We start from the raw sequence: 24,693 nt of genomic DNA, 5'->3' as shown, positions 1-24,693 counted from the left end.
TTTGGGAGATTTTTATTTTACAATGAAACCGAAAGCATTATTCAACTGGAGCAGCGGGAAAGATTCTGCCCTCGCTCTTTACAAAACACTACAGGAAAACCGGTATGAGGTCACTACCCTTCTTACCAGTATCAATAAGGAGTTTCAGCGAATTTCCATGCACGGAGTTCATGTATCTCTTTTGGAGCAGCAGGCTGCCAATATAGGAATACCCCTGATAAAAATGGAACTTCCGAAAGAACCTTCTATGGAAGAATACCGGGAAATCATGAATAAAACAATGTCTGAAATACAGGCTCAGGGGGTTACCCATTCTGTTTTTGGAGATATTTTCCTCGAAGATCTTCGTCAATACAGAGAAGAACAGTTAAACAGTATCGGCATGAAAGCGGTTTTTCCTCTTTGGAAGCAAAATACATCAGACCTCATCCATAAATTTTTAGATCTGGGTTTCAAAACCATTGTAACCTGTGTGAACGGGAATTATCTGGATAAAAGCTTTGCGGGTCGGATTATTGATCAAAATTTCATCAATGACCTTCCTAAAAACGTAGACCCTTGCGGAGAAAATGGGGAATTTCACACCTTTACGTTTGATGGTCCCATTTTTAAAAACCCGATTCAGTTTACAATAGGTGAAACAGTAAAGAAAACATACCCCAAGCCTAAAGCAAATCCTGAAGAAGAGGACGGAGAATATATTTTCTGGTTCTGTGACCTGCTATTAAAATAAGCCTGTGAATATTTATCAGCAGGCTTTTCAACATATTATTTTATTTCAGTAATAATTTCATTCATGAGATCAAATGCTAGCTGAATATCCTTTTCACTGGTCATCCAGTTGACAAATGCAGCTCTTATTCCGTTATGCTGGTTATAAAAAGTAGGTGTCATAAAGACTTTCCCTGTATCATTAAGCTTTTCAAGAAATCGCCCTACCTCATCCTCTTTTACCTCATCATTTAATGTAAAACAAACCGTATTCAATCGTACCGGGGCCAGCAATTTAAAATCATTACTGTTTTCAATTAACTCTCCAAACTGTTTTGCCCATGATATATTCTTATCTACAATCTCCTGATACCCTTTTCTACCGTAAGCCATGATAGAGAACCAGGCCGGAAGCGCCTTTAATCTTCTTGAGTTTTCAGGAAGAAAATTTAAATAACTGAAATTCTCCAACGGATCTCCCAGATAAGGTGCATTTGAATTCTGAAAGGTTTCTACCTGCAAAATTTTATGTTGTTCCCTGATTAAAAACACAGCACTTTCATAAGGAACATTCAACCATTTATGACAGTCTACCGTAATACTGTCAGCATATTCCCAACCTTCCACAAGGTGTTTATATGACTCTGAACACGCTGCAAATCCTCCAAAAGCCGCATCAATATGCCACCAGAAATTATATTTCTCTTTTAATTCACTAATAGCCTTAAAATCATCAAAATCCACTGTATTTACAGTTCCCCCACTTGAAATCAGGATAAACGGCTCACCCGTAAGTCTCAGAATATGTTCTTCAAGATCTTTGATATTGATAGCCTCACGGTTTCCTTCTTCTGTTTTAATTTTAACAATATTATCACTTCCCAGCCCTAGTAATGACAATGATTTTATGGAAGATGAGTGTGGAGTTGCGGTCAGTATTTTTACTGTTCCGGAAACCCCTTCTTTCGCAATATCTCTTCCCTGCTCTTTTCCTAACCATTGACGGCCCACAGCCAGGCAGGTAAAATTCGACATGGTGGCTCCTGATACAAAACCTCCGAGAAAGTTTTCCGGAAGCTGAAGAAGTGTAAGCAAAAGCTGTATTGTTTCGATCTCTATATTTGCTGAAATATCTCCTTGTCCTGATACAGTTTGAGTATTCTGATCATAAATAGTAGCCAGCCAATCACCCACAATGGATGCCGGAGTAGCTCCTCCTGTTACAAAGCCCCAATACCTGGGGCCTCCAGATCCAACCATTATCGGCTCGAATTTTTCATTGAAAATCTGTAGCGCTTTTTCCGCTCCATAGCCCGTCTCCGGCAAGCTCTGTAGCTCTGGTATAAAAGTATGATCTATAGAAGTCGGTCGGTCTGTAATATTATTCAGATATTCTGTTCCCTGTCTTTTTATGATATCCAACAGGTAATCAATTTGTTCTGAATCACTTTTCAAATGTCCTTTCATGATGGTAGATTGCTTATAATCCTTTCAAATGTATTAAATACTCTTTAAGTTTAGATTAAGTTCCTATAAAAATACCGTTAAATTCATTCCTAGCACGCATTTTGCATCCTTTTGAAACTTTTAAAGATTTCACTATCTTTAGAATACCCTATTGAATTTTAAAAATAAAAACACCTGATCTTTGCTCACAAGAATATATTCCCATCAATGATCTGTGGTCTCAAAACATATTGAAATAATTTATAACATATAACACAAACACCCGTGATAAAAAATTTAGCACTCCTGGTATTATTCTGTTCTTTACTCTCATGTAAAACTGAAATTTCTAAAGCTCCCATTGATAAAAATGCCGTCATTGACTCTACCATTACCGCTTTTCAAACCACTCTTTTGGAACAACAGATTGATTCTGTCTTTAAAAAGTACCATTTCAATGGAAGTGTGGCTGTCTTTAAGGATTCTCTGCAGCTTTACAGAAAAGAAAACGGGTATTCAAATTTTAAGAAAAAAGCAAAAATTGACAGCAATACCATTTTTGCCATTGGTTCCGTAAGTAAGCAATTTACTGCAGCCCTGGTTCTGCTTCAAATGGAACAGGGAAAACTGAATGTAACCGATAAGGCCTCTAAATATGTAAAGGAATTTCAGAATAAAGACTATGAACATATTACCATCCACCAGCTTCTCAACCATACTTCCGGGCTGAATCTTCTTGGTGGAAAACTGATGTTTAAAAGCGGTTCAGGCTTTCATTACTCCAATGACGGGTTTAATACGTTGGGGAAAATTGTAGAAAAAGTTTCCGGTAAATCCTATGATGAAAATGTACAGGAGCTTTTTAAAAAAGCAGGAATGACAAATTCTTCCACAGGAAATACCTTTAAAGGAAATAATTTTGCCAGTGCGTATGTTGGAAACGGAACACTGTGTGAAGAAGTTCCGAATATGCCGAAAAGATTAGACGGAAAAGAGATAGGAACTCCTGCCGGAGGAATACTTTCTACCATTCAGGATCTTCACCGTTGGAACAATGCTCTTTATGGAGGTAAAATATTGAAGCCGGAAACCTTAAAACAATTTATGGCAAAAAGTGCAGAAAGACATCATGCCATCTTTGGAAAAATGGGCTATGCCTACGGAATCATGCTGAATATCGGAAAGCCCAACTCCTATTTTCACAGCGGATATATAAAAGGTTCCCCTTCTCTGAATATCTATTACCCGGAAACAAAGACCTCTGTGATCATCCTCTCCAATATTGCAGATGAAGCAAAAGGAAAAGGCCTGGTGTTCAAACCACATATTGAAATAAAAAAGATTACAGACAATCTTGAGAATACATTAGTGCAGCTAAAGCAAAAAAAAGAAGTACTTTAGCTTTCATTCATTTCAATGGTATGAAGAAGATGTATTTTATAGCCGTCTATCCTCCAAAGGAAATCATAGAAGAGGTTAAGGTTTTCAAGAGTGATTTTGCTCTGGTTTATGACAATTCTAAGGCATTGAAAAATGATGCCCATATTACTCTTTTTCCTCCGTTCTCCAGAGAAACGGAGCTGGAAAGTGATATTTTCACGGCATTTCAGAAAATTGACACTCAAATATCTCCTTTTGAAATTGAGCTCAATGGTTTTGGGAGTTTTCCCAATCCTAACAATCCGGTGATCTTTATTCATCCGGAAAACAATCCTCATTTAGAAGAGCTTCACAACAGGGTAAAGCAACAGTTTAATTTTGCGAAATATTCTTTCCATCCCCATATGACCGTTGGATACAGAAATCTGACCTGGGAAAACTATCTTAAAGCCTGGGAGAAATATCAATCAAAAGAATATAAAACTAAATTTCTAGTTGATAAAATTTTACTTCTCCGCCATGATTATAAATGGATCCCCATTGCAGAGAAGAATCTGAGAGAAGCATAAAAAAGAAAACCGGCAATTATAGCCGGTTTTAAATTTTAATTATTCTTTTATTATTTTCTGAGAAATAACGGGCTGCCCATCTTCTGTCACATTGAGCAGGTAAGAACCTGAAGGAACATTTCTGATATCAACATAGATCGTTGATGAATCTTTTAATTCAAATCTTGTGGAAATCAGTTTTCCAGAGGCGTCATAGATTTCAACTGTAGTATTTTTGGAAAAATCCTGTTTTCCACGGATAGAAAATTCACCATCACCAGGATTCGGATATATACTGAACTTTCTTTCTATTGCCCTTACATCTGCAACTCTAAGCGTCGACTTACTTAAGGTCCATGTAATATTGGTAAGATGAAGTGTACTATGGTTATCTACTTTTAACAGCGGACTATTATCTGTTACCGAAAATAGCAGAGTATTGTTTCCATTGTTCAGCTGAGCCGGACTAAGTGTTAAAGTATTTCCTGTTGCACTTAGAGCAGTACCGTTCAATTTCCAGGTGTTCACTAAAGTATTGGGAATCGGAAGGACTTCATTCACCGTAAACGTCATATTGGAAGTAACACTCACTGTTGTATTATTAGCCGGAGTATAAGAATCTACAGGGGAAACTAAAGAGTGGATTTTTTCAATAATTGCTTCTTTACAAACGGAGCAAAACTGCTGGTTAAGGTACCTCATCTCACAGCTCTGGTGCGGTCTGAACCAGCTTGGGCTCTCCGTATACGGATAGACTCCCACACTGTTTAATCCCACCCAGTTTTTCCATTTTATAGTAGCCGGATTAGAGTTTTGGGTTTTGTTGGGTGACTCCAGAGAACCGGCAAACCAATATTCATCTGCCAATTTTCCAAAAGAATGTCCCAGCTCATGGACTACAATTTCACTGGCAGAACCATTCAAAGAAGCGAAGGCATAGGTTCCTCCACAACCTCCATATTCTGTAGAATTACCCAACACATAGGTGATATCATAATCCGGGATATTAGCAGCCAGAACCTGCCCAACTTTATTGGTGGTATTGCTGTAAATACATCTGTGAACCCCAACATCAAAGGTAGACCCCAGATAATTATTGGGATTTGAAACCGGTATAACGGGTTCTGTAACGTCTGTAGCTGTTCCCGGATGCTTTACTCCCGTTTCAGCAGAGATTACTTTCACCGCATACGCATTGAAGTAATTTTTGTATTCTGTATAAGGACTTTTGGTGAAAAGATAATTAATGGTTGACTGGGCAGATGACACAAAAGAGGTCTGCTGTGCAGAAGTAAAACCGTCCCCTAAAACTGCAATAACAATACGTTTATCATTGCTGCCATTCTGTAAAAGGGGAACTTTTTCAAATACCTGTCCAAAACAGCTGCTTCCCACAAGAAGAGATAATAATAGTTTCTTCATGATTATAGTTTTTGAGTGAATAATAGCTGTACACCATTGTCTGTGGCTTTTTCAATTTTTACAAGACCCATATTTTCAGAATAGGGAAACCTCACACTGAACTCTGCATTTTGAAGTGAAGCTTTATGCCGGGACATCCCTTCTTTTTCATAGACTTCAAGTTCCGGATTCAGAGGATCTTTTATATGCTGTTTGGCAATTTCTTTGCCTCCCGTTTCTACAAGCGTAATAATAAAATCTCCATTTTGAACTTCTTTTCGGTCAAAAGAAGGCATTGACTTCATCTTACCTTCTGAGATTTTGCTTTCCTGAAGGATAATTTTTTCACTTCCGGATCTGTCTTTATCTGCTTTAAAAAACAAATAAATAATCCGGTCACCTTTTTCTACCGTATTTTCTACGGCCACGCTCCCGTACGAAGCTAACCTACTCTCTTTCTGAAAACTACAAAACAGAAAAGAGGGAACGATTAATAAATTGATCAAATTTTTCATGTCTATTTTTTTTAAAGTTAATAAACTTTTAAATACAAATCACTCCTATTTGATTTTTTTTGATGACTGAAAAAATGGCAGAAAGTCCTTATCTTTGAACCAATGATTTCAGAGAAAATAATTTTAGGTATTGATCCCGGGACAGCCATCATGGGGTTTGGTCTTATTTCCGTTAAAAAAGGTAAAATGGAAATGATCTCCATTCATGAACTGATCTTAAAAAAATATCCTAATCACGAAACGAAGCTTAAATATATTTTTGATAAGACGTTAGCGCTCATTGATGAATTCCATCCTGACGAAGTAGCTCTTGAAGCCCCTTTCTTTGGAAAAAATGTACAGAGTATGTTAAAATTGGGACGTGCTCAGGGGGTAGCCATGGCTGCCAGCCTCCATAGAAATATTCCCATCACAGAATATTCTCCCAAAAAAATTAAAATGGCCATTACCGGAAACGGAAATGCCAGTAAAGAACAGGTAGCAGGAATGCTTCAGAACCTTCTTAACCTAAAAGAATTCCCCACAAAATACCTGGATGCCTCCGATGGTCTTGCCGTTGCGGTATGCCATCACTTCAATTCCGGAACTATAGCAGACACAAAATCATACTCCGGCTGGGATAGTTTCTTAAAACAGAACCCGGATAGGTTGAAATAGAAAAAGCAAAAATACTTCGGTTTTTTTCTAGATGTAGAGAAATAAAAGCATCTATTGAGGTGTCTTTTGATTACCTGTTAGGATTTACAGATTATTATATTCGAGAAAAATTTTGCGACAAAATTTTGGATAGCTAAAAGCTAAAGACAGACAACATGTCTCCGCCCTCCTAGGTACATTCTTGAAACAAACTAAATTGCAAAGCATTTTATAAATAATAAAGCCACTCGATGAGTGGCTTATTTGATATTCAGAATTTTAATTAGAGTAGTTGATCCTTATTGGTAAATATAACTAATTGTTAATAAAAAATGCCACACGAAAGGATTCGTGCGGCAGCGTAGGATTAGTCATACTCCCATTAGTATCATATTCAATTGGATTTCCTCCAATTGGATAACCTTCATTATTTTGCGGTATTATCAGTAACAGACTGTAATCTATTCCCTATAATAGATATAGGTAAGATCGTCTAGTACTAAAGAGGGAGATTGTAAAAAGCAGAAGATTTTCCTATTCGGGTCAAAGTAGTAATATTATTGTTTAAATCATATCTATAATTGTCACTGAAAGTTGCAGATCCTTACTAGGATATATATTCATGTGGCTTTTGTATTTCGTATATATTGTATCAGAATATTTTACTACATTAGAACTTTAAAAATATCCTATGAAAAATATTTTGATCTTTTTTTCACTATTCACTATCTCTTTTTCTTCTGCACAAATTGGTCCACCACCACCTTCAATGCCTACCAAAGAAAACGAAGTTCTCATTAATGAACTTATTAAAGTAACAGAATTTGAAAATTATTTTAATAGTTATTGTAAAAGCAGAATAGAATTAGAAGCCAAAAACAAGAATTGGGATGAAAACAAAAGGAATAGGATTATTAACTCTATTAACTATGAAAAATTTACGAATACAATTTATAATGTATTTTCAAGAGATAGTAAAGGGGAGTTAGAAGAAATAATTACTTTATTTAAAAAATTAAATAAGAAAAGAAACCTTTTATCAACCAAACTAATTATTTCCAATCTTCTTATGCAAGAAAATTTAGAAGGATATGTAGAGACTCTTCTAAGCGAAAAATAAAAAATGCCTCTAAATGAGTAGATACTTTTTAGAGGCATTTTATAATTAATAGTTATTACATTTTAAAAATAATTTTGTAAAAAATATCCTGGAGATGGAACAATTGAATCTATCTTAAATTTAAGCTTAGAGTTTTTGTCAACCTCAGTTTTCAATTCTTGATTATTTCTAATGATAGTATCAATAGAAATATTTGAATAAATTCTATTATTATGAACATCATTATTTAAATATATTACTAGAAAGTTTTTATCAATTTTCTTTCGAGCATTTGAATAAGATAAACCTCCTATGTCACAAACAGATTCATATTCTTTTTTTCCAATATTGAAATTGTAAATGAAATTGTACCCAGTTCCTCTACCATAACTTTCAACAGATTTTATTTTCCCAATTGTATAAACTCCTTTTTGGTGATATGAATTTTTAAAATCATTAATAAAATAGTATTGATAAATACATACTACTAAAATTAGGACAATAAATAATAGTGCATATCGTTTAAAAAAATCATTCATTTTTATTTCTTTCTTTTTTGGTCATTCTGAATAGCCGATGCGTTTGCTCCAGCTGCCCCATACACTCCCGTTCCAATTAAAAAACTATTTACACCAACAACAGACTTATCTAATCCTGTTGCTCCTTTTACAGTAATTCCATTTACCTTTCCTAAGCCCTTACTTCCAAAGGCAAATCCTACATTTGAGACTGCTTCAGCTATTGACATACTCCCATCAAAAACTGTTCTAAACGGTGACTCTCCTTTAATAAGTTTATTTAATGATAGTTCATTAACTCCTCCTACAATTTCACCCGTGCCATATACACCAAAAGTATCTCCTAATACACTCATAATATTAACATCTTTAGTAGAAAGCGCCTGCATTAATGAACTTGAAGCAGCTTTGCCAAATAGAGAACTTGGAGACATTATAGCAGCAGGAACGTATAGTTGTGCAGATAAGGCTTTTCCTAATTTATCTACTTCAACTGAACTAACATATGGAGCCTGATCTTCTGAAATAAAAGCTTTTCCATCTACAGTGTAGTTGCCATTCTCTCCTAGAACAACCAATTTATCTACACCCGTATCAACACCATTACTTGACATGGGTGTTGTATATTTGCTATTTTCATCTCCACGCCCATTAGCATAAGCTACAAATCCCGCATCTTTAGCTTGCTGTTCAGACGTAATATCGCTCCTGTATTCCCAACTACTTTGCCCCGTTCTTTTTACCCAATCTTGTTCTGATCTACCATCTGGATCAATAAATCTAATTGGATTGTTTAAAGTGTAATTGTACGGACTGAACCTTCTTGAAGTTTCTGCTAGCGGATCCACCACACCCCATCTTCCCAGATCCGGCATATACATTCTCGCCCCATAATCATACATACCTGTTTCCTGCAGCTCCTTCCCGTTGTACTTATATTGATATACCTGTGTAGATGTGTCAGTATAATTATGAAGCAACCCAAAAGGATAATAATTATTAACATCTATAATTTCACCTGACTTCCATTTATTGACACAACCCATTTTGGGAATACATTCATTAACTTCATAGTCTATGGGTTGAATAATTCCATCTTTGTTAGTGTCGGAATAACTTAATCTTACATTCCCAAGATGATCTGTAAAATTGTATATATATTGCTGCTTCAATGCATCATAATATCCCTCAGATGTAGGAATAATTCTCAACTTTACCACAGGTATTTCATTAGGATCCTGAATATAGCTTCCTTCTCCATTCCATGATTCTATATCAAACGTAGACTTGTACTGGAATCCATCCAGATAATCCACTTCAATCTTATTTCCAAAAAACTTCTTCACTTTTGTCCCATTCGCTTGATAAATATATTTGGTAATATTTGAGCTTTGAACAATCTGTTTAGGTAAATTTAAATAATTATATTCAATCGAAGAAATTCCTTTATCAGTATTTGATGTCATATTTCCATTAGCATCATATTCAATTGTGTTTCCTCCAATTGGATAACCATCATTGTTTTGAGTTGCATCTTTTACTTTCAAAAGCCTGTTTCCTGTATAAGTGTAGCTCAGAGCATCGATATTCATCGCAGCGCCCGAACTTGGATTTTTAGAATTCCGGGATAGTACAGTAATATTACCATTCAGGTCATATTCAAGATATTCATCATAAAGGCTATTCTCAGGAACGGTAGCTAGAGGTTCTGAATAATGACCAAACATCAACCTATTCTGAGTATAATAACTGTATGAGTATCTTTTCAATGTATTATCATTAGGTGTTCGCCAGTCAACCTCTGCAATATTTCCGTTATATCTTCCAGGTGCATAGGGAGTATTAATAGGATTGTTGTATCGGATGGTATATCCAAACAGTTTTCCATTCAAATCAGCAGGATCATTGATCTTCGTCATCCAGCCTCTTATGTTATATTTATAATCAATCTGCTGAAGAGGTGCTGTGGCAACCACTCCTCCTACTTTTTTACTTTCTAACTGAGACAGTTCATTGTATGTATTCTGTGCAAGGATCTCAATAGGATTACCATTGACCTGATGCGTTAGTTTTAGCACTCTGTTTTGAGGATCATATGTAAATACCTCCCGTGTAATTTTCTCTGTATCAGCTGGTATTCTTCTATGATACGTATTGGTTTGAAGTACTGTTCCTGCAAAATCAAGCTTATGGTTTAACACGGTATATCCTCCAAGATGATTATTGCTTCTTGTTCCTATTACCCTTCCTTTAGTATCATACCATGTAAAGATTTTAGTCCATTTGTCATCCTCTATATTCTTGACATAAGTAGCTAAAGGAAGTCCCTGGGTGGAGCGTTCCTGAGTAGCATTATCCGTTAGAAGAGACTGGGAAAAAGCATTGGTAACAGGCGGAGATCCTGCAGGGTAAGTGTCATAATAATTAACCGACAACAGAACATTCACAATAACCGTTGGAGACATATTATAATAGACATTCATACCACTGACTGTGAAAAAAGAAGTACTTCTTTTGATATTAGTAATAGGGTTACCATTCACATAGCCCTGAAGGTCATTTCTGGATGCTGAATTATAAATTAACCCAGTGTAAACAACTCTGTTTAAGGCATCATACTCGGTAATAAGCCACTGACTTTTGTTTTTTAGATTGGTATCCTGAGTCATTACTAATCTGTCAGCTTTGTCATAGATCATAAATTCCCAGCCTTTTCCAGGAAGTTTCTTTTCTACCAAGCGACTTTTTTCATCATAACGATATTCATAAGCCAAAGCATCCTGCTCGGCAATGCCCCATGTTTGCATTTTGGAAAGCTTAGGGGGAACTACCCATGCTAGCTGGTCATATTCGTTATAAACATAGTAAGTATCCGCATTTTCTGTAGTACTCATTACTTTTCTTACCATCAACGTCTGACCTTTCCCATTTTTGAATTCAATGGTTTGGTTGCCGTCTTCATCGGTCACTGTATTTTTGTAGAGCTGTGCTACGTCATAAGATCCCCCGTATTCGATGGTTGATTTGGTCGCATTGTTCTCCCACACAGTTGTAGTGGTATATTTTATAACTTCTCCTGTTATATTCACCCCATAATCAAATTTTACAGGTTTACCGGTCCAGTCATTTCCCACCTGGATCTGTTGCTGGATTCTGTTCAAAGGAGAATTTTCTAGTATCTTTTCTGCATAAATCTTTTCTGAACCATAAGGTGTATTGGTCGCATTCGATAAAGGATTAGGAATAATAGCACCATTAAGGGTCTGGGATTGAGGAACGGGTAAATAATCTTTTACCTGTCTTCCAAAGCCGTCATATTCAATATGAGTAACAACATCTCGTCCTAATGGTGATGCTTTTACGTTAACGACCTGTTTGGGTCTTCCCAATCCGTCAAAATACTGTACAGTTTCAGCAGATTTTGTAACAGCGGCTCCATTGTAATCGAGATAGGTTTTAGCCTGGATATAGTTTTCTGTATTAGGTAACGGAGTGAGCTGTGCCTGTAAACTCCCTGTTAGCAGTACTCCTATGGGGATTATTATCTTTTTCATCGTTTATTAGTTTTTATAGTTGTACTTCATTTCCTTTATTACCTTTCCATTCGCATCAACTACTTTTTCAAGTCTGCCTGCTGCATCATAGGTATAAAATTCTGTGATCCCTGTTGGCGGAGTGATACTTCTGACTCCTACCAGTGGATCATACGTGTAAGTAGTCACCGGGGAATTAGGAAACTGAGCTCTGAATGCTTTGAAAGCATCTAATAAAGCCGTTTTATCATTATTCAATGCTGTACCCGGAGCTGTATCCTGATCGGAAGCGCTCACAATAGCGTTGATATATGGCAAAATCTGGGCATAGGTTACTCCTTCTATTTTAGCAATAGGTTTTGTACTGTTATACCCCCAGATAATGACTGTTGGAACGCCATCTTTTGTGGTGTACTGCAGTAAATTACCTTTTGAATCATATTTGTCATAAGTGATTTCTGTTGATTGTGCTCCGGTATTAATTCCATAAGAGATTACTGAAGTAGGAAGTAAAGTTGTAGGATCATCATATTTGGTCTCTATTTTTGAAAGTATTTTACCATTAGAATCATTTGCATTCTGTTTTTTGGTTACAGAGGTTAACAAAGGAATTCCAATTATATTAGCATTAATCAATTTCTGATTTCCTTTTTCATGGGCATAATTATAAACAGTCTCCTGAACAGTATTATCTGGAAACAGGTTTTTTGACAAAGTCAACTGATAATGTGAAGGATTATTATATGAATTTTCTGTTTCTGTTTTTATTATTTGTCCATTAATAAACTCTTCTTTCTTTATCCTGTCAATTTTAGATTCTCCATAATGATTATAATATTCTGCAATCGAAATATTATCTATATAAGTATTGGGTGTAGAAGTGTAGGGTGGAATCGGAAAGTTTTGCTTGAAAATAAATGCTTTTTTTATATTATTATCATATTGACCATATTGATAAGTTTGATTGATGATTTTTTGGAATTCATTATTTTTAAATTCATATACTTTTTCTTCCTTGATATTACCTTGTAAAAGTTCGCTGGTATTAGAATAAGGAGCATTATATATTTCTGATCCTGAAAAAGTTAATGCAGGTGTATCTTCATTTTCAAAGAAAATTTTCTCAGTTAATGATTTTCCTTCAACAACTTCTGAGATAACAGTATAATAAGGTTTGTTATTTTTATTATTAAACTGATTGATAAGACTGTTTGTTCCATATCCAAAAACTGCATTCTCAAATGGTAATGGGTTTTGAATATTTTCTAAACAAATGCTTTTTTCAGGCCCAATTGGCAAAGCTTCACATCCACAGTCGTATGAGCAGTTTTTTAATCCTGTTGTCTTATAATAATACCTTGGAGGAATTGGATGATTTAAAGTTGTTTTTCCTTGATCTTTTTGTGCATAAAAATTGTAATAAAACTTTCTTGTATACACACTACCTTCATTATTATTTTCTATAATTTCCTTAACTCTGCTTCCGGCGTAAAAAACATCCTTCTGTACAGGTGCTAATGTTTTATTATATTTGAAATTAACATTTCCAAATATTTCAGACAGTACTGACTGTACCCTAAACCGAAGTTCATAAGAACGTCCTTCAACGGTTGATATAGGGCAATCTCCATTAATACCAGATATACAAAATTCTCCCGGCTCAGTAGTTGTAAACATTCCATCACTTGCTTTTCTGCTGATTGATTTCACCATTTGTCCAGTCGTTAAATCTTTGACACTTACTCCATAAATTTCATGGTAACTATCCGGTTCACCACAGCGGTAATAATCAGGTGATGCACTCGCAAAAAAAGTAATAGGGCTTCCATTGGCAATGATAGTTTTTGCTGATTCAATAGTTCTGGGCTGATTACATTCTCTTGCAAGATCGAAACTTTCATACTGATATTTTTCTTCCTGTAAAGTTTCGGCAGTCTTATTGGGTTCATATACGATTGATGAACTTCCTCCTGTAGGATAAGTAATTTTTTTTAAGTTTCCTATAAAACTGTAATTAGGATTAACCTCTTTATTTGCTGTTAAATAATTTGAAGGGATTTTGTTTTTAATTAATGAAGAAAATAAAATGATATCTTTAGTATTAAATTCATTGATTACTGGAAACGGACGCGTATTAGATTGCCCATTGTAATAACCATAATAGTCAGCTTTCAAACTAAATCTAGGAGGTAAAAGTTCTGGAGAATAATAATCAAATGAATATTTTTCTTTTGAAACTGTATTTGAAACTTTATTTAAAAAATGTCTGCTTTTAGTATTTGCATTTGCATTTGTAAAATAATAACTTTCAACATTTGATGTAGTATAGTCTGTGTACTCAAGAACAAAGTTTTTTGTTATAGCATTCCCTTTATTCTTAACAATAACTGATGTCAGCAGCTTTGAATCCGTAACATCATTTCTATTCTTTGTATATTCAAAATTAATCTTTTCTCCATCAGTCTCAATTAACTTTAGCCGAGGAGTAGATGTTACAGACAGGGATTTACTATTAACTACAGAGGTAGAGTAATTTCCACCACTTGGAATACATTTACAATCTTCTGTAAGTGTCAGTGATGAGTCAACACTTGAAAAATAGCTATAGCTATCTGCATCATAATCAAAAAGAACCTCATTGTTCTTATTGGTGATTATTTTATAAATATACCATCCTGTTGCAGATTTTGTCCTTGGTACTCCTCCTCCTCCTGAGACATCATTAGATGTAGTGATAGTAACTTCTTCAATATATTTTTTTTGCCCTCCAAAATAGTAAGTATTTCCAGCTTTATCTTTGATAATAAATTCCAAAAATAAACCCTCAGCAGTAAAATATTTATTCATAGAAATTGTAGTTCCATCAGCTTTACTATATACAGGATTTAAATTGCTGTCCAAATAAAAGCTACCATGGAATCCATTAGCAACATTAAAATTAAACCAGTCATATTCAGTATCAACATAGGGTCCCGGTAAAGAACTTTCTTGAATTTTAGCTGCATCATTGATAAGATCTACATTTTCTGGCAACCATCTTTTAGCAGCTTTTTCATCTGCTTCATCTCTCACAATCCTTGATACTGTACCACCAGCATTTAACTGCCATGACATCCCAAGGTTGGTTCCTAAATCATCAACTCTTACCCCACTTCTATAAGAAAATGCTATGGGTAAACTTACCTCATCTCTTGTAGCTGTATGAATTGGGACCGAATGAGTAAATTCACCAGAAGGAGTATTAGTAAAATTACTATTATAAACACTGAAGTTAAATGTTTGTGGAGTTGGAGGTATTATATTGGGTAATAGATCGGTATTTTGTGCAAAATAAATCTGCGTAGCTATTATTGCAATAGCTCCAATGACTTTTTTCATCTGTTTTTATTTTTTAATCAATTTGGCATTCGCCATTTTATTCGTATCCGTTTTGATGGTCACCAGGTAAGCACCTTGTACAAGAGCCTGTGTATTGATCTTGGTAACATTGTTTTTAGTTTTTATATTCTGAAGCTGTCTTCCGCTCATATCATACAGCATAATATCAGCTTCTTTGAAATTAAAGCCGATTTCTACATAAGCATAATCTGAAACAGGGTTCGGATAGATCTTGATATCATATTTTTCTATTAACTGATCCACCTGTTTGTCTCCCAGCTTTACAATCTTCCAGTTTTCTTTTCCTAATTCCTCAGCACTGGTTCCTGCCAGAATAATAGAGCCATCCCTGTTAAGTCTCAAATCCGAAAGTCTCTCCTCTCTTTTTCTCGAGTCTCCACTCACATGTTTTCTCCACTGTTCATTACCGTTGCCATCCAGATACAGCATCCAGAAAGTCTCATCATCCTTCTCTATTCTTCCTTCCGCCTGGGTATACCCTCCCAACAATATTCCTTTGGTAGCATCTTGATTCTTGGATCCTGACTCTTGGCTCTGTATCACATTCATCCCCATCAAAATATCCCTGTTCTTGAAATTGTAAGATTTCTGCCATTGTTCATCCCCTCTTTCATTCAGTGAGATCAGCCAAAGGTCTGTTCCTTCTTCAATACCTACTGATTTGTTTCCGGATCTCTCGGATCTGGACTCTCCTCCGATGATAAAACCGTTTGAAGTTAGAGCCAGGGTTCTGATATGATCATCGCCTTTTCCGCCAAAGTTCTTTTCCCATTCTACTTTTCCGTTTTTATCCAGCTTTACGATCCAGTAGTCGCCTTCACCGAAATTGCTGCTGGCTTTTGGCATTTGGCTAATGGCTATTGAGGAAGCGGGTCTTTCAGTCGAAGGTTTAGTCTCAGAATTTCCAACCCCGGAACCCAGAACCTCAGAACTCCTTGAATAGATTCCTAACAATGCTCCGCCATCTTTCGTGGGTATCATTTTTTCCACTTCGTCCAACCCTCTACCCCCCAGAATAAGCTGAGAAAGCTCTTTTCCGTCTTTATCCAGTCTGGTGATCCAGACATCTTTTGATCCGTAACCTTTGGATGAGTTTTGTATATTTCCGGCCACAAAAAAGCCTAAGTCGGTGGTTTGAATCACTGCTTTGGCTTCTTCATCTGAGGAAGTTCCCAAGGTTTTTTGCCATAGTTCATCACCAAATTCATTCAGCCTGATCAACCAGATATCCGATCCCCCTTTGGAATCATCTTTTTTATCCAGTCCTTTTCCGGAATAAGAAGTACCGGAAACCAGAAATCCACCGTCCTGGGTGGTCACAGTTCCTGATAAATAGTCGTGGTTTTGTCCGGCAAAATATTTCTCCCAAACCTGTTCTCCCTGCTGGTTGAGTTTGATCAAATGAAAATCGTAACCGTTGTTTTGTTTCTGGTTATTGGCAGCTAGTGACTGGCTTTTAGCCTGAATGCTACTTCCTGTGATAAGATATTGCTGGTCAATGGTTGTGATCACCTGATTGAGAAAATCCTGGGTGGAAGATTTGATGTCTTTCTGCCAGATGACTTCCTGGGCAGAAAGACTCAGAGCTGCGCATAGAGACCATGCACCGAGATAAAGTTTTTTCATTCTCTGTTTTTTTAAGTTATTGTCAGTTAATTCGGTTGCAAAAATACCCTTTTTACCTCACTATCGAAAGATTTATTAGCATGAACGATTACAAATTCATCATCCATTAACTTCTTTATAGGTTTACGTTATGTTCGTTCAAAAATATTGCTCAACAGCGACAAAACTTGTCGTATAATCATTCAAAAAAAGTAATTAATTCAAAAAAGGACTTTTCATATTTTTTTAAATTACATTCAATTTAACATATTCATATAATAGTTTGTTTTACAAAAAATTACGAATAAAAATACGGTTACTTGGTAAAACATAATACTATCTTTTACATTGGTATGATTTTTAGTATTACATTTGTATAAATTTTCAGTTATGAAAACAAACCAACAAACTATAAATCAAGGGAATCATAAAATAAATTGGTTCCAGCAGTTTCTGATGGTATGTTCCGGCGGAAACATCCATATTTTGAGAAAAACCCCAAGTGAATGGAATAAATTTTCAGGAATTGGAGGGATCGTTCTTTTCACTGCAGTATTTGCTACTTTATCTGCAGGATATGCCATGTATACGGTATTTGATAATATCTGGGCTTCTGTAGGATTTGGAATTCTATGGGGATTAATGATCTTCAACCTGGACCGTTATATTGTTTCATCCATTAAGAAAACCGGAACATGGTGGAACCAGATCCTGATGTCTATTCCGCGTCTGATTTTGGCCACCTTTTTAGGAATTATCATTTCGAAGCCTTTAGAGCTTAAAATCTTCGAAAAAGAAGTCAACAAACAGCTGAATACTATTATACAAAGGAATAAAAAGCAGCTTCAGGGGGAAATGAACGGAAGAATCCTTCAGCAAAGCGGACCCTTTGAAACCGAGAAGCAGCAGATTTCAGAAAAGATAGCCCAATATCAAAAATCCTATGATTCAGCTTCTGTAGAACTGGAAAAAGAAATTTTGGGAAAACAGTCCGGACTGACCAGTGGAAAAGAAGGTTTCGGGCCTAATGCCAAACGTAAACAGCAGTTAAAAGAACAGCGCAGGCTGGATCTTGAAAATTTTCAGAAACAATCTGCTCCCAGACTGGAATATCTGGATAAAGAAATATCCAAAGTATATACTAACCTGGAAACGGAAAGAAAATCTTCAGAAACCTTTGAAGATAAATTCAACGGTTTTGCAGCAAGACTGCAGGCTTTGGATGAACTTGGCAAAAATTCAGCCATCATTGGGCTGGCAGCAACTTTCATAATGGGACTTTTTATCTGTCTTGAGATCTCTCCTGTTTTGGTGAAATTAATATCCCATGTAGGACCTTATGATTATCTTTTAGAAAAAACAGAAAATGACTTCAGACTGTATTCCAAGGAAAAAATTGAAAAAGGAAATGCGCTGACCGATTTTCGGATTGATGATTTTAAGGATAATTTAAAAAAATAATGTATTTTTCAAATATGATTATTGATAAAGAAGAGATCCGGAAAAAAAAGAAAAAGCTGGATGACTGTAAAGCTTTTCTCAAAAAAGAATTCATTGGAATAGATAAAATTATTGATAACCTGATGGAATACATTCAGGTATGGTATCTGATGCCTGAGATTCTCACCCGCCCTGTGGTGATAAGCCTTTGGGGCATGACAGGGGTCGGAAAAACAGATCTGGTAAGAAAGATGGTCCGGTTTCTGGATTTTCAAAACCGTTTTGTGGAAATAGAGCTCAGCAATAGCGATGAAACCTCATGGAGCAAAAGCGTTGCAGATATATTTCAAACGAACGGTCTCGGTGATGAGAAACCGAGTATTGCTCTTTTTGACGAGATCCAGCGCTTTAACACCCTTGAACCAGACGGAACCCCAGTATCCCAAACTAAATACACAGATTTCTGGGAACTTTTAAGCGACGGGCGCCTTAGTAAAAGGGAACGGGAAGATCTGGAACATTATCTGTTCTCCTATCTTTTGAGGAAAAAGGAAAATGAAAGACGAAAAAAAGGTGGTGAAACAGATCTGGAAGAAAACCCCTATCTCAATCTCTGGGATGCAAAAGAGCTTAAGAAATACCTCAGCATGGAAGATGATGTCATGAGCATCATTGATATGAAAGAGGAAGATATGATCAAGCTGATCCGTAAGAAACAAAAGGAAAAGAAAATCTATGAACCTGTAGACTACAGCAAAATGCTGATCATTATCAGTGGAAACCTGGATGAAGCTTTTCAAATGTCCCGCGAAACCAGTGAAGCTGATATAGATGCCAATATCTACCATGCATTTACCAAGAAAATTACAATGGTGGATATAAAGAATGCATTAGCCAGAAAATTCCGCCCTGAGCAGGTTGCCCGATTTGGTAATATCCATCTTATTTATTTTTCGCTAAAAACAGAAGATTTTTATAAGCTTATTCAGCGGGAGATCAATAACCTGAGACATAAGACCAAAACAAAATTTGGTGTTACCCTGAAGATTAATAAAAATATCAACGAGCTTATTTATAGAAACGGAGTATTTCCTGTACAGGGTGTTCGTCCCGTATTCAGCAGTGTAGTGGATATTTTGGATACCAACCTCAGCAAGTTTCTTTTTGAAGCGATCATGAATGAGGACAAAACCATAGAAATTGATTATCTGATGGACCGGAAGATCATTACCGGAAAAATAGGCAGCAGAATGGTTGAAATTCCTTATACGGGAAGAATAGACAGCATACGCCAGGCTAACGAACAGGATGCAGTAGCTAATATCAGCGTCCATGAATGCGGTCATGCCGTTTGTTATATGCTTTATACCGGATTTGCCCCGTTACAGCTGAAAAGCAAGGTAGCAAGCAGCTACGCTGCAGGTTTTACCTTCCCTCATCAGATACATGATACAAGGGAAAGTATTCTGGATAGAATTAAAATTTATCTTGCAGGAGGTATTGCTGAAGAAATTGTTTTTGGTGAGAAGAATGCCAGTATTGGAAGGAGCCACGACAGAGAGCAGGCCACTACTCTTGCTATAGATTATATCCGAAAATATGGTTTTGAGGAGGATTTCCAGGCCACATATAATCTGGAAGACTATCCTCACCGTATGCAGCAGCATATTACTGATGAGAGGGTAGAAAAACTGATACAGGATCTTGCCAAAATAACCAGAGAAGATCTTATTCTCCACCTGGACCTGTTGAAAGATATAAGCAAAATACTGAGTAAAAAAGGAAGCATGCTTCCAAAAGAAATTTATGATATTGCTATTAAACATCATGTAAAGGTAAATATCAAAGAGGAAGGCTACCTGCATATTGCAGACTATCATAACCTTCTCCATCTTTAAAAAGACTTACATCATTATACCTAAAGCTTTCGGACTCCCCGGAAGCTTTTCTGTTTTATCCGGGAACATTTTTTGCTCTGGTATAGTATGCCATCAAGTGTTGTCAACAGCTTTATTTACTTTCCTGAAACTGAAATATTACGTATTATATATCAGTCAGGAGCTGTTTATGACTATCTTAATGTACCACCAGATATTGTTGAAAAGTTTGGAAAAGCCAGGTCGAAAGGTATTTTCTTAAATAAGGTGATTAAACCCAGATTTACCTATTCAAGAATAGACTGAATAAAAAAGCCTTCAAAAGTATTTCACTTTTAAAGGCTTTCTATTTAAACAATATTAACTTCTTTTTTATAAAGAGTAGTTCGGAGCTTCCTGAGTAATGATGACATCATGTGGGTGGGATTCTTTTAATCCGCTTCCTGTGATCATCACTAATTTGGAATCTTTTTGTAAAACTTCAATATCTTTAGCTCCACAATATCCCATACCTGCTCTTAAACCTCCGGTTAACTGGAAGATCACATCTTCTAGTTTCCCTTTGTGAGGTACTCTTCCTTCAATTCCTTCCGGAACGAATTTTTTAGCTTCACTTTGGAAATATCTTTCTTTTCCTCCTCTCTTCATTGCAGAAAGACTTCCCATCCCCTGGTAAGATTTGAATTTTCTTCCCTGGAAGATAATTTCTTCACCCGGTGCTTCATCTGTTCCTGCTAAAAGAGATCCTAGCATCACTGCTCCTGCTCCGCTTGCAATTGCTTTTACAATATCTCCGGAAAGTTTAATCCCTCCATCTGCAATGACAGTAACATTTTTAGATTTAGCGTATTCATATACATTATAAATAGCTGATAACTGAGGTACACCTACTCCGGCAACCACTCTCGTTGTACAGATAGATCCAGGACCTACTCCTACTTTAAGAACGTTAGCTCCTGCTTCAATTAAATCTTTAGCAGCGTCAGCCGTTACAATATTTCCTCCTACGATATCTAAATCCGGATATGCTTTTCTGATTTCTGAGATCTTGTCCAGTACCCCTTTCGAGTGTCCGTGTGCAGAGTCAATCGCTATGATATCAACACCGGCCTTTACCAAAGCCTCGATTCTATCTAATGTATCTTCTCCAACACCAACTCCTGCACCTACAATAAGACGCCCTCCCTGATCTTTATTAGCATTAGGGTATTCTAATTGATTATCGATATCCTTGATGGTAATTAATCCTACAAGCTTATTATCTTTATCTACAATCGGAAGTTTCTCTACTCTGCTTTTAAGAAGAATTTCTTTAGCTTTTTCAAGGTTGGTATCTTTATCGGAAGTGATCAGATTTTCTTTTGTCATGATCTCTTCCACTTTCATATCAAGATTTTCCTGATATTTCACATCTCTGTTGGTAATGATTCCTATCAGAACATTATCAGCATCTACTACAGGAAGCCCGGAAATTTTGTATTTCGACATCATTTCTTTGGCCTGTCCTAAAGTATAATCTTTAGACAGGGTTACCGGATCTGAAATCATTCCGTTTTCGGAACGTTTCACACGATTCACCTGTGCAGCCTGCTCAGCAATGGTCATATTTTTGTGAATAAAACCTAAGCCTCCAACTCTTGCCAAAGCAATCGCCAGATCACCTTCAGTAACAGTGTCCATCGCAGCAGATACTATCGGAACATTCAGCGTGATTTTGTCGGTAAGTCTTGATTTTAATGATACCTGGTTAGGTAAAACTTCTGAATAAGAAGGGACTAGAAGAACGTCATCGAAAGTGATGGCTGTCTCTACAATTTTGTTATGAATAGACATCTTTACTTTCTTTGCAAAATTAGGTTATTTTAGTGAGATATGAAAATCATTTTTAATAGTTTACATAAAAATTAATAATCTATAACTTAAATCAAAAAAACCACCCTTTAATAAGAATGGTTTGATCACAAAATAAATCTAGTATGTTTGAAACTACTTGTTACAAATTATTTTTACGTTACCATAACTTCTGTTATTTAACCGGATTGCCATTTTCATCCAGATTTTCAATATGAGTCTGGTTATTTTTATCGACATAAAGCCTAAGCCGAACCTTTCCTTTTGTATCACGGATAAAAACACCTACATCTCCGTTGGATGTTTTTCCTGCAAAAAAGCGTTCGCTACCAAATTTCCCTTCTTCACGGAGCTTTGCATACGCTTTTTTACTTGCGACAGGATCATTTAATTTTTTCAGGGAATCATCGAATTTCATAACCGCCTCCAACGGAAAGTCGTCCGGTCTGTCCCAAAGTTTTAAACCGTATACTCTTTTTTTATCGCTTCCTGTACCTTCAGAGTATTGCAGCTGCATCACCTGATCTGTACTTCTCTGATCCACAGAATACACCATTCCCGACCCTTTTTCATTACCGTCATATACAAGCCCTCCACATTCATCACCTAAAGAATTAAAGAAGATCATACCCGCTTCTCTTTCTCTCGGTTTCATTTCTTTATGATTGGCCATTCCGGGATGCTGTCTTTCTTTATTGCTGATGACCATCTTTAAGGTGCCGTCTTTCTCTACAATATTGATACGTTCTACATCTATTTCCTTAAACTTCTCATGGGAAGACTGCATTTTGAATGCAAGAATAAAAAACAGAATACAAACCACAGTAAGCGAAACAGCATAAACCTTAAGGATACGTACCTCCTTTACTAATTTATCGATATTAAAATTGTTTTGGCTCATAGGCAATTAAATTACTTATCTGAAACAGAATTGATGATCTTCGATATATCATCTGCCGTAAAGCTTCCTTTTACATCTACAAATACCAATTCTTTACTTGAGTTTACAGTAATCAGCATATTTTTAATAGCATCTCCATTCTGTTTTACGCGTACATTCACATTTTCACCATCATGTTTTACTGTGGCCCAGTCTTCGTAGTTGTTATTATTTAAATATTTAGCATAATCATTCAGCATTTCCTTGCTTCCGTTTTCTACGGTAAGGACTTTGATTTTAGAAACCTTTTTGATCAGATCAATGACCTCTTCACTTTCGCCATCTTCTCTTAAGGCTTTCTTGATAAAAGGCTTCGCCATCATCAGGGGCACATTTATGCTTGTAAACTTTGCTCCCTTGAAATCATACCCGGAATCTGAAAAGAAATCCATATTGGGTTTTCCTGAGACGATACAAGACTGAAGTGTAAATACCGTGAGGAAGGCAAGAAAAATGTTTTTAAGAATTTTCATGATGGTTGTTTTTTAGTCTATAGCTTTTAATGATCCTCCTGAAGTTTTGCTGATATTGGATTCTATTTCTGGATTTCCTTTATATCTTACCAGTCCTCCTGAAGATGCTCTCACTTTTAATTTTCCAGATACGCTGACACTAAGGTTTCCACCTGATGTCGCTTCAGTTTCCACATAGTCAAACTTTAAATCTTCTGCTTTACAAACAGCTCCACTGCTGATATCAATGATTCCGGAATCGGCTTTTCCACTTAAGCTGGTACTGGATCCGCTTGAGCTTTTAATAGATACATTCCCTGCAGTTACTCCCGCTCTTACGCTCGCTCCCGATGAAACAGACAGATCCACAGCCCCCATGATTTTAAAATCACCTGTCAAATGAGCTCCCGATGATGCATCAATTCTCATATCCTTTTCCTGGATTGCATTAACGACTGTAAAGTTGGATCCTGATGAGATATCAATATTATCCATTTTTGGAGAAGACACATTAACGCTTAAGTTTTTGAACCTTAAGTTTCTCACTCCTTTATTATCGATATGGATCTTCAATACTCCATTTTCTACTTTTGTAACAATATATTGCAGTTTATCAGCATCAGCAATCACCTTAACGTTGGTTGGTTTTTCCTGTTTGAAAACTACATTTACGCCTGTGCTTACCTGAATTCCCGAAAACTCACCCACATTTCTTGCCTCTCCATTCAGATAAGACACATTATTTTCTGAAGTCAGTGTATTTCTTGTCTTGGTTACAGGATTCTTTTTTGTTTCACTGGAATTAATAATCTTGCTGACATCATCCATAGAAAGCTTCCCGTCCAGCATCACAAAAATACTTTCTCCGCCACCACCGTCAATGCTCAACAGCAAATCATCCAGCATCCCATTTTTAGCTTCGGAAGAGAGGAACTTTACTTTTGCACCGGCATTATTTACCGTCATGATCTCGCTATAGTTGAGATTCTTCACATAAGAAGCTACATCTCTGCTCAATTGAGAAAGGTTGTTTTGAACTCTTTGGCCGTCGGCTGTATTTCCTTTTTCCGGATTTTCTGTGATCAGAATCTTCAATCCATTAATTTTTGACAATAATGGTTTTATCTGATCCAGCTGTGAATCATCAATATTCAGGCTGCTAAGCATTCCAAACATAGGCTTGGCAATTTTAATGGAAGTAACCCCTTCCACTTCCTGATATTTTTCAAAAAGCTGATCGAATTTGTCTTTTTGCCCATATACATTAAAAAAATGGGAGAAAGCAAGTGCGAATATTATGAATAGTTTTTTCATGAGTCAATTTTATTTTTAAGTTAATGAT

Annotated in this window: 19 protein-coding genes; 8 read left to right on the top strand and 11 right to left on the bottom strand. The window is 36.2% G+C overall.

Annotation, left to right across the window (positions count from 1 at the left end):
- Positions 1-22: 22 nt before the first annotated feature.
- Positions 23-733: a diphthine--ammonia ligase gene (locus JML65_RS14055; RefSeq protein WP_202271203.1), complete on the top strand. Its 711-nt coding sequence runs from the start codon at positions 23-25 to the stop codon at positions 731-733.
- Positions 734-768: 35 nt separating this feature from the next.
- On the opposite strand, the gene JML65_RS14050 is transcribed toward JML65_RS14055, so the two are convergent.
- A complete protein-coding gene (locus JML65_RS14050) occupies positions 769-2,178 on the bottom strand; it encodes a pyridoxal phosphate-dependent decarboxylase family protein (RefSeq protein ID WP_202271202.1) in 1,410 nt (469 codons plus the stop codon).
- A gap of 264 nt (positions 2,179-2,442) precedes the next feature.
- On the opposite strand from JML65_RS14050, the gene JML65_RS14045 reads away from it, so the two are divergent.
- Both JML65_RS14045 and JML65_RS14040 read left to right on the top strand, forming a co-directional pair.
- A complete protein-coding gene (locus JML65_RS14045; protein ID WP_202271201.1) occupies positions 2,443-3,558 on the top strand; it encodes a serine hydrolase domain-containing protein in 1,116 nt (371 codons plus the stop codon).
- Positions 3,559-3,578: 20 nt separating this feature from the next.
- Positions 3,579-4,106 (top strand): 2'-5' RNA ligase family protein, encoded by a 528-nt coding sequence (locus JML65_RS14040; protein ID WP_202271200.1) that lies wholly within the window; start codon positions 3,579-3,581, stop codon positions 4,104-4,106.
- Between the two features lie 39 nt (positions 4,107-4,145).
- Here the strand turns inward: JML65_RS14040 and JML65_RS14035 are convergent, their stop codons facing one another.
- Positions 4,146-5,507, bottom strand: a complete 1,362-nt coding sequence (locus JML65_RS14035; RefSeq protein WP_202271199.1) for a M64 family metallopeptidase — start codon at positions 5,505-5,507, stop codon at positions 4,146-4,148.
- Positions 5,508-5,509: 2 nt separating this feature from the next.
- The gene (locus tag JML65_RS14030) at positions 5,510-6,001 is read right to left on the bottom strand and encodes a hypothetical protein (protein WP_202271198.1); all 492 of its coding nucleotides are present in this window, start codon (positions 5,999-6,001) and stop codon (positions 5,510-5,512) included.
- 102 nt (positions 6,002-6,103) lie between these two features.
- Between JML65_RS14030 and ruvC the strand changes: the two genes are divergently transcribed.
- Together ruvC and JML65_RS14020 are read left to right on the top strand one after the other, a co-directional pair.
- Positions 6,104-6,658 (top strand): crossover junction endodeoxyribonuclease RuvC, encoded by a 555-nt coding sequence (ruvC, locus tag JML65_RS14025; protein WP_115916273.1) that lies wholly within the window; start codon positions 6,104-6,106, stop codon positions 6,656-6,658.
- A 670-nt stretch (positions 6,659-7,328) separates the two neighbouring features.
- Positions 7,329-7,757, top strand: coding sequence for a hypothetical protein (locus tag JML65_RS14020; RefSeq protein ID WP_202271197.1), 429 nt, complete (start codon positions 7,329-7,331; stop codon positions 7,755-7,757).
- Between the two features lie 62 nt (positions 7,758-7,819).
- Here JML65_RS14020 and JML65_RS14015 read toward each other — a convergent pair whose 3' ends face one another.
- The 4 genes from JML65_RS14015 to JML65_RS14000 are packed head-to-tail and all read right to left on the bottom strand — an operon-like array spanning position 7,820 to position 16,812.
- On the bottom strand, positions 7,820-8,275 hold the full coding sequence (locus JML65_RS14015; protein ID WP_202271196.1) for a hypothetical protein: 456 nt from the start codon (positions 8,273-8,275) through the stop codon (positions 7,820-7,822).
- A gap of 2 nt (positions 8,276-8,277) precedes the next feature.
- The gene (locus JML65_RS14010; protein ID WP_202271195.1) at positions 8,278-11,808 is read right to left on the bottom strand and encodes a DUF6443 domain-containing protein; all 3,531 of its coding nucleotides are present in this window, start codon (positions 11,806-11,808) and stop codon (positions 8,278-8,280) included.
- Positions 11,809-11,814: 6 nt separating this feature from the next.
- On the bottom strand, positions 11,815-15,165 hold the full coding sequence (locus tag JML65_RS14005) for an RHS repeat domain-containing protein (protein ID WP_202271194.1): 3,351 nt from the start codon (positions 15,163-15,165) through the stop codon (positions 11,815-11,817).
- 6 nt (positions 15,166-15,171) lie between these two features.
- Entirely contained in the window at positions 15,172-16,812 is a 1,641-nt protein-coding gene (locus JML65_RS14000; RefSeq protein WP_202271193.1) for a T9SS type A sorting domain-containing protein, read from the bottom strand.
- A 369-nt stretch (positions 16,813-17,181) separates the two neighbouring features.
- On the opposite strand from JML65_RS14000, the gene JML65_RS13995 reads away from it, so the two are divergent.
- From JML65_RS13995 to JML65_RS13985, 3 genes are all read left to right on the top strand, one after another.
- Positions 17,182-18,252: a DUF4407 domain-containing protein gene (locus tag JML65_RS13995; RefSeq protein WP_202271192.1), complete on the top strand. Its 1,071-nt coding sequence runs from the start codon at positions 17,182-17,184 to the stop codon at positions 18,250-18,252.
- Positions 18,252-20,129 (top strand): AAA family ATPase, encoded by a 1,878-nt coding sequence (locus JML65_RS13990; protein ID WP_237390889.1) that lies wholly within the window; start codon positions 18,252-18,254, stop codon positions 20,127-20,129. The genes JML65_RS13995 and JML65_RS13990 overlap by 1 nt, the downstream gene beginning before the upstream one ends.
- 87 nt (positions 20,130-20,216) lie before the next feature.
- Positions 20,217-20,414, top strand: a complete 198-nt coding sequence (locus tag JML65_RS13985; RefSeq protein WP_047488617.1) for a KTSC domain-containing protein — start codon at positions 20,217-20,219, stop codon at positions 20,412-20,414.
- 66 nt (positions 20,415-20,480) lie between these two features.
- On the opposite strand, the gene guaB is transcribed toward JML65_RS13985, so the two are convergent.
- The 4 genes from guaB to JML65_RS13965 all read right to left on the bottom strand — a co-directional run bounded on the left by guaB (position 20,481) and on the right by JML65_RS13965 (position 24,665).
- Positions 20,481-21,941 (bottom strand): IMP dehydrogenase, encoded by a 1,461-nt coding sequence (gene guaB, locus JML65_RS13980; protein ID WP_047488614.1) that lies wholly within the window; start codon positions 21,939-21,941, stop codon positions 20,481-20,483.
- A gap of 193 nt (positions 21,942-22,134) precedes the next feature.
- The gene (locus JML65_RS13975; protein WP_228450435.1) at positions 22,135-22,860 is read right to left on the bottom strand and encodes a hypothetical protein; all 726 of its coding nucleotides are present in this window, start codon (positions 22,858-22,860) and stop codon (positions 22,135-22,137) included.
- An 11-nt stretch (positions 22,861-22,871) separates the two neighbouring features.
- The gene (locus JML65_RS13970) at positions 22,872-23,372 is read right to left on the bottom strand and encodes a DUF4252 domain-containing protein (protein WP_047488610.1); all 501 of its coding nucleotides are present in this window, start codon (positions 23,370-23,372) and stop codon (positions 22,872-22,874) included.
- A 12-nt stretch (positions 23,373-23,384) separates the two neighbouring features.
- The gene (locus tag JML65_RS13965; protein WP_047488607.1) at positions 23,385-24,665 is read right to left on the bottom strand and encodes a DUF4252 domain-containing protein; all 1,281 of its coding nucleotides are present in this window, start codon (positions 24,663-24,665) and stop codon (positions 23,385-23,387) included.
- Positions 24,666-24,693 lie beyond the last annotated feature (28 nt).

The organism is Chryseobacterium sp. KMC2 (assembly GCF_016756935.1).
GTDB classification, from domain to species: Bacteria; Bacteroidota; Bacteroidia; order Flavobacteriales; family Weeksellaceae; genus Chryseobacterium; species Chryseobacterium rhizosphaerae.
Note: the sequence above shows the minus strand (reverse complement) of the source record. Positions and strands in the feature narration are given on the sequence as shown.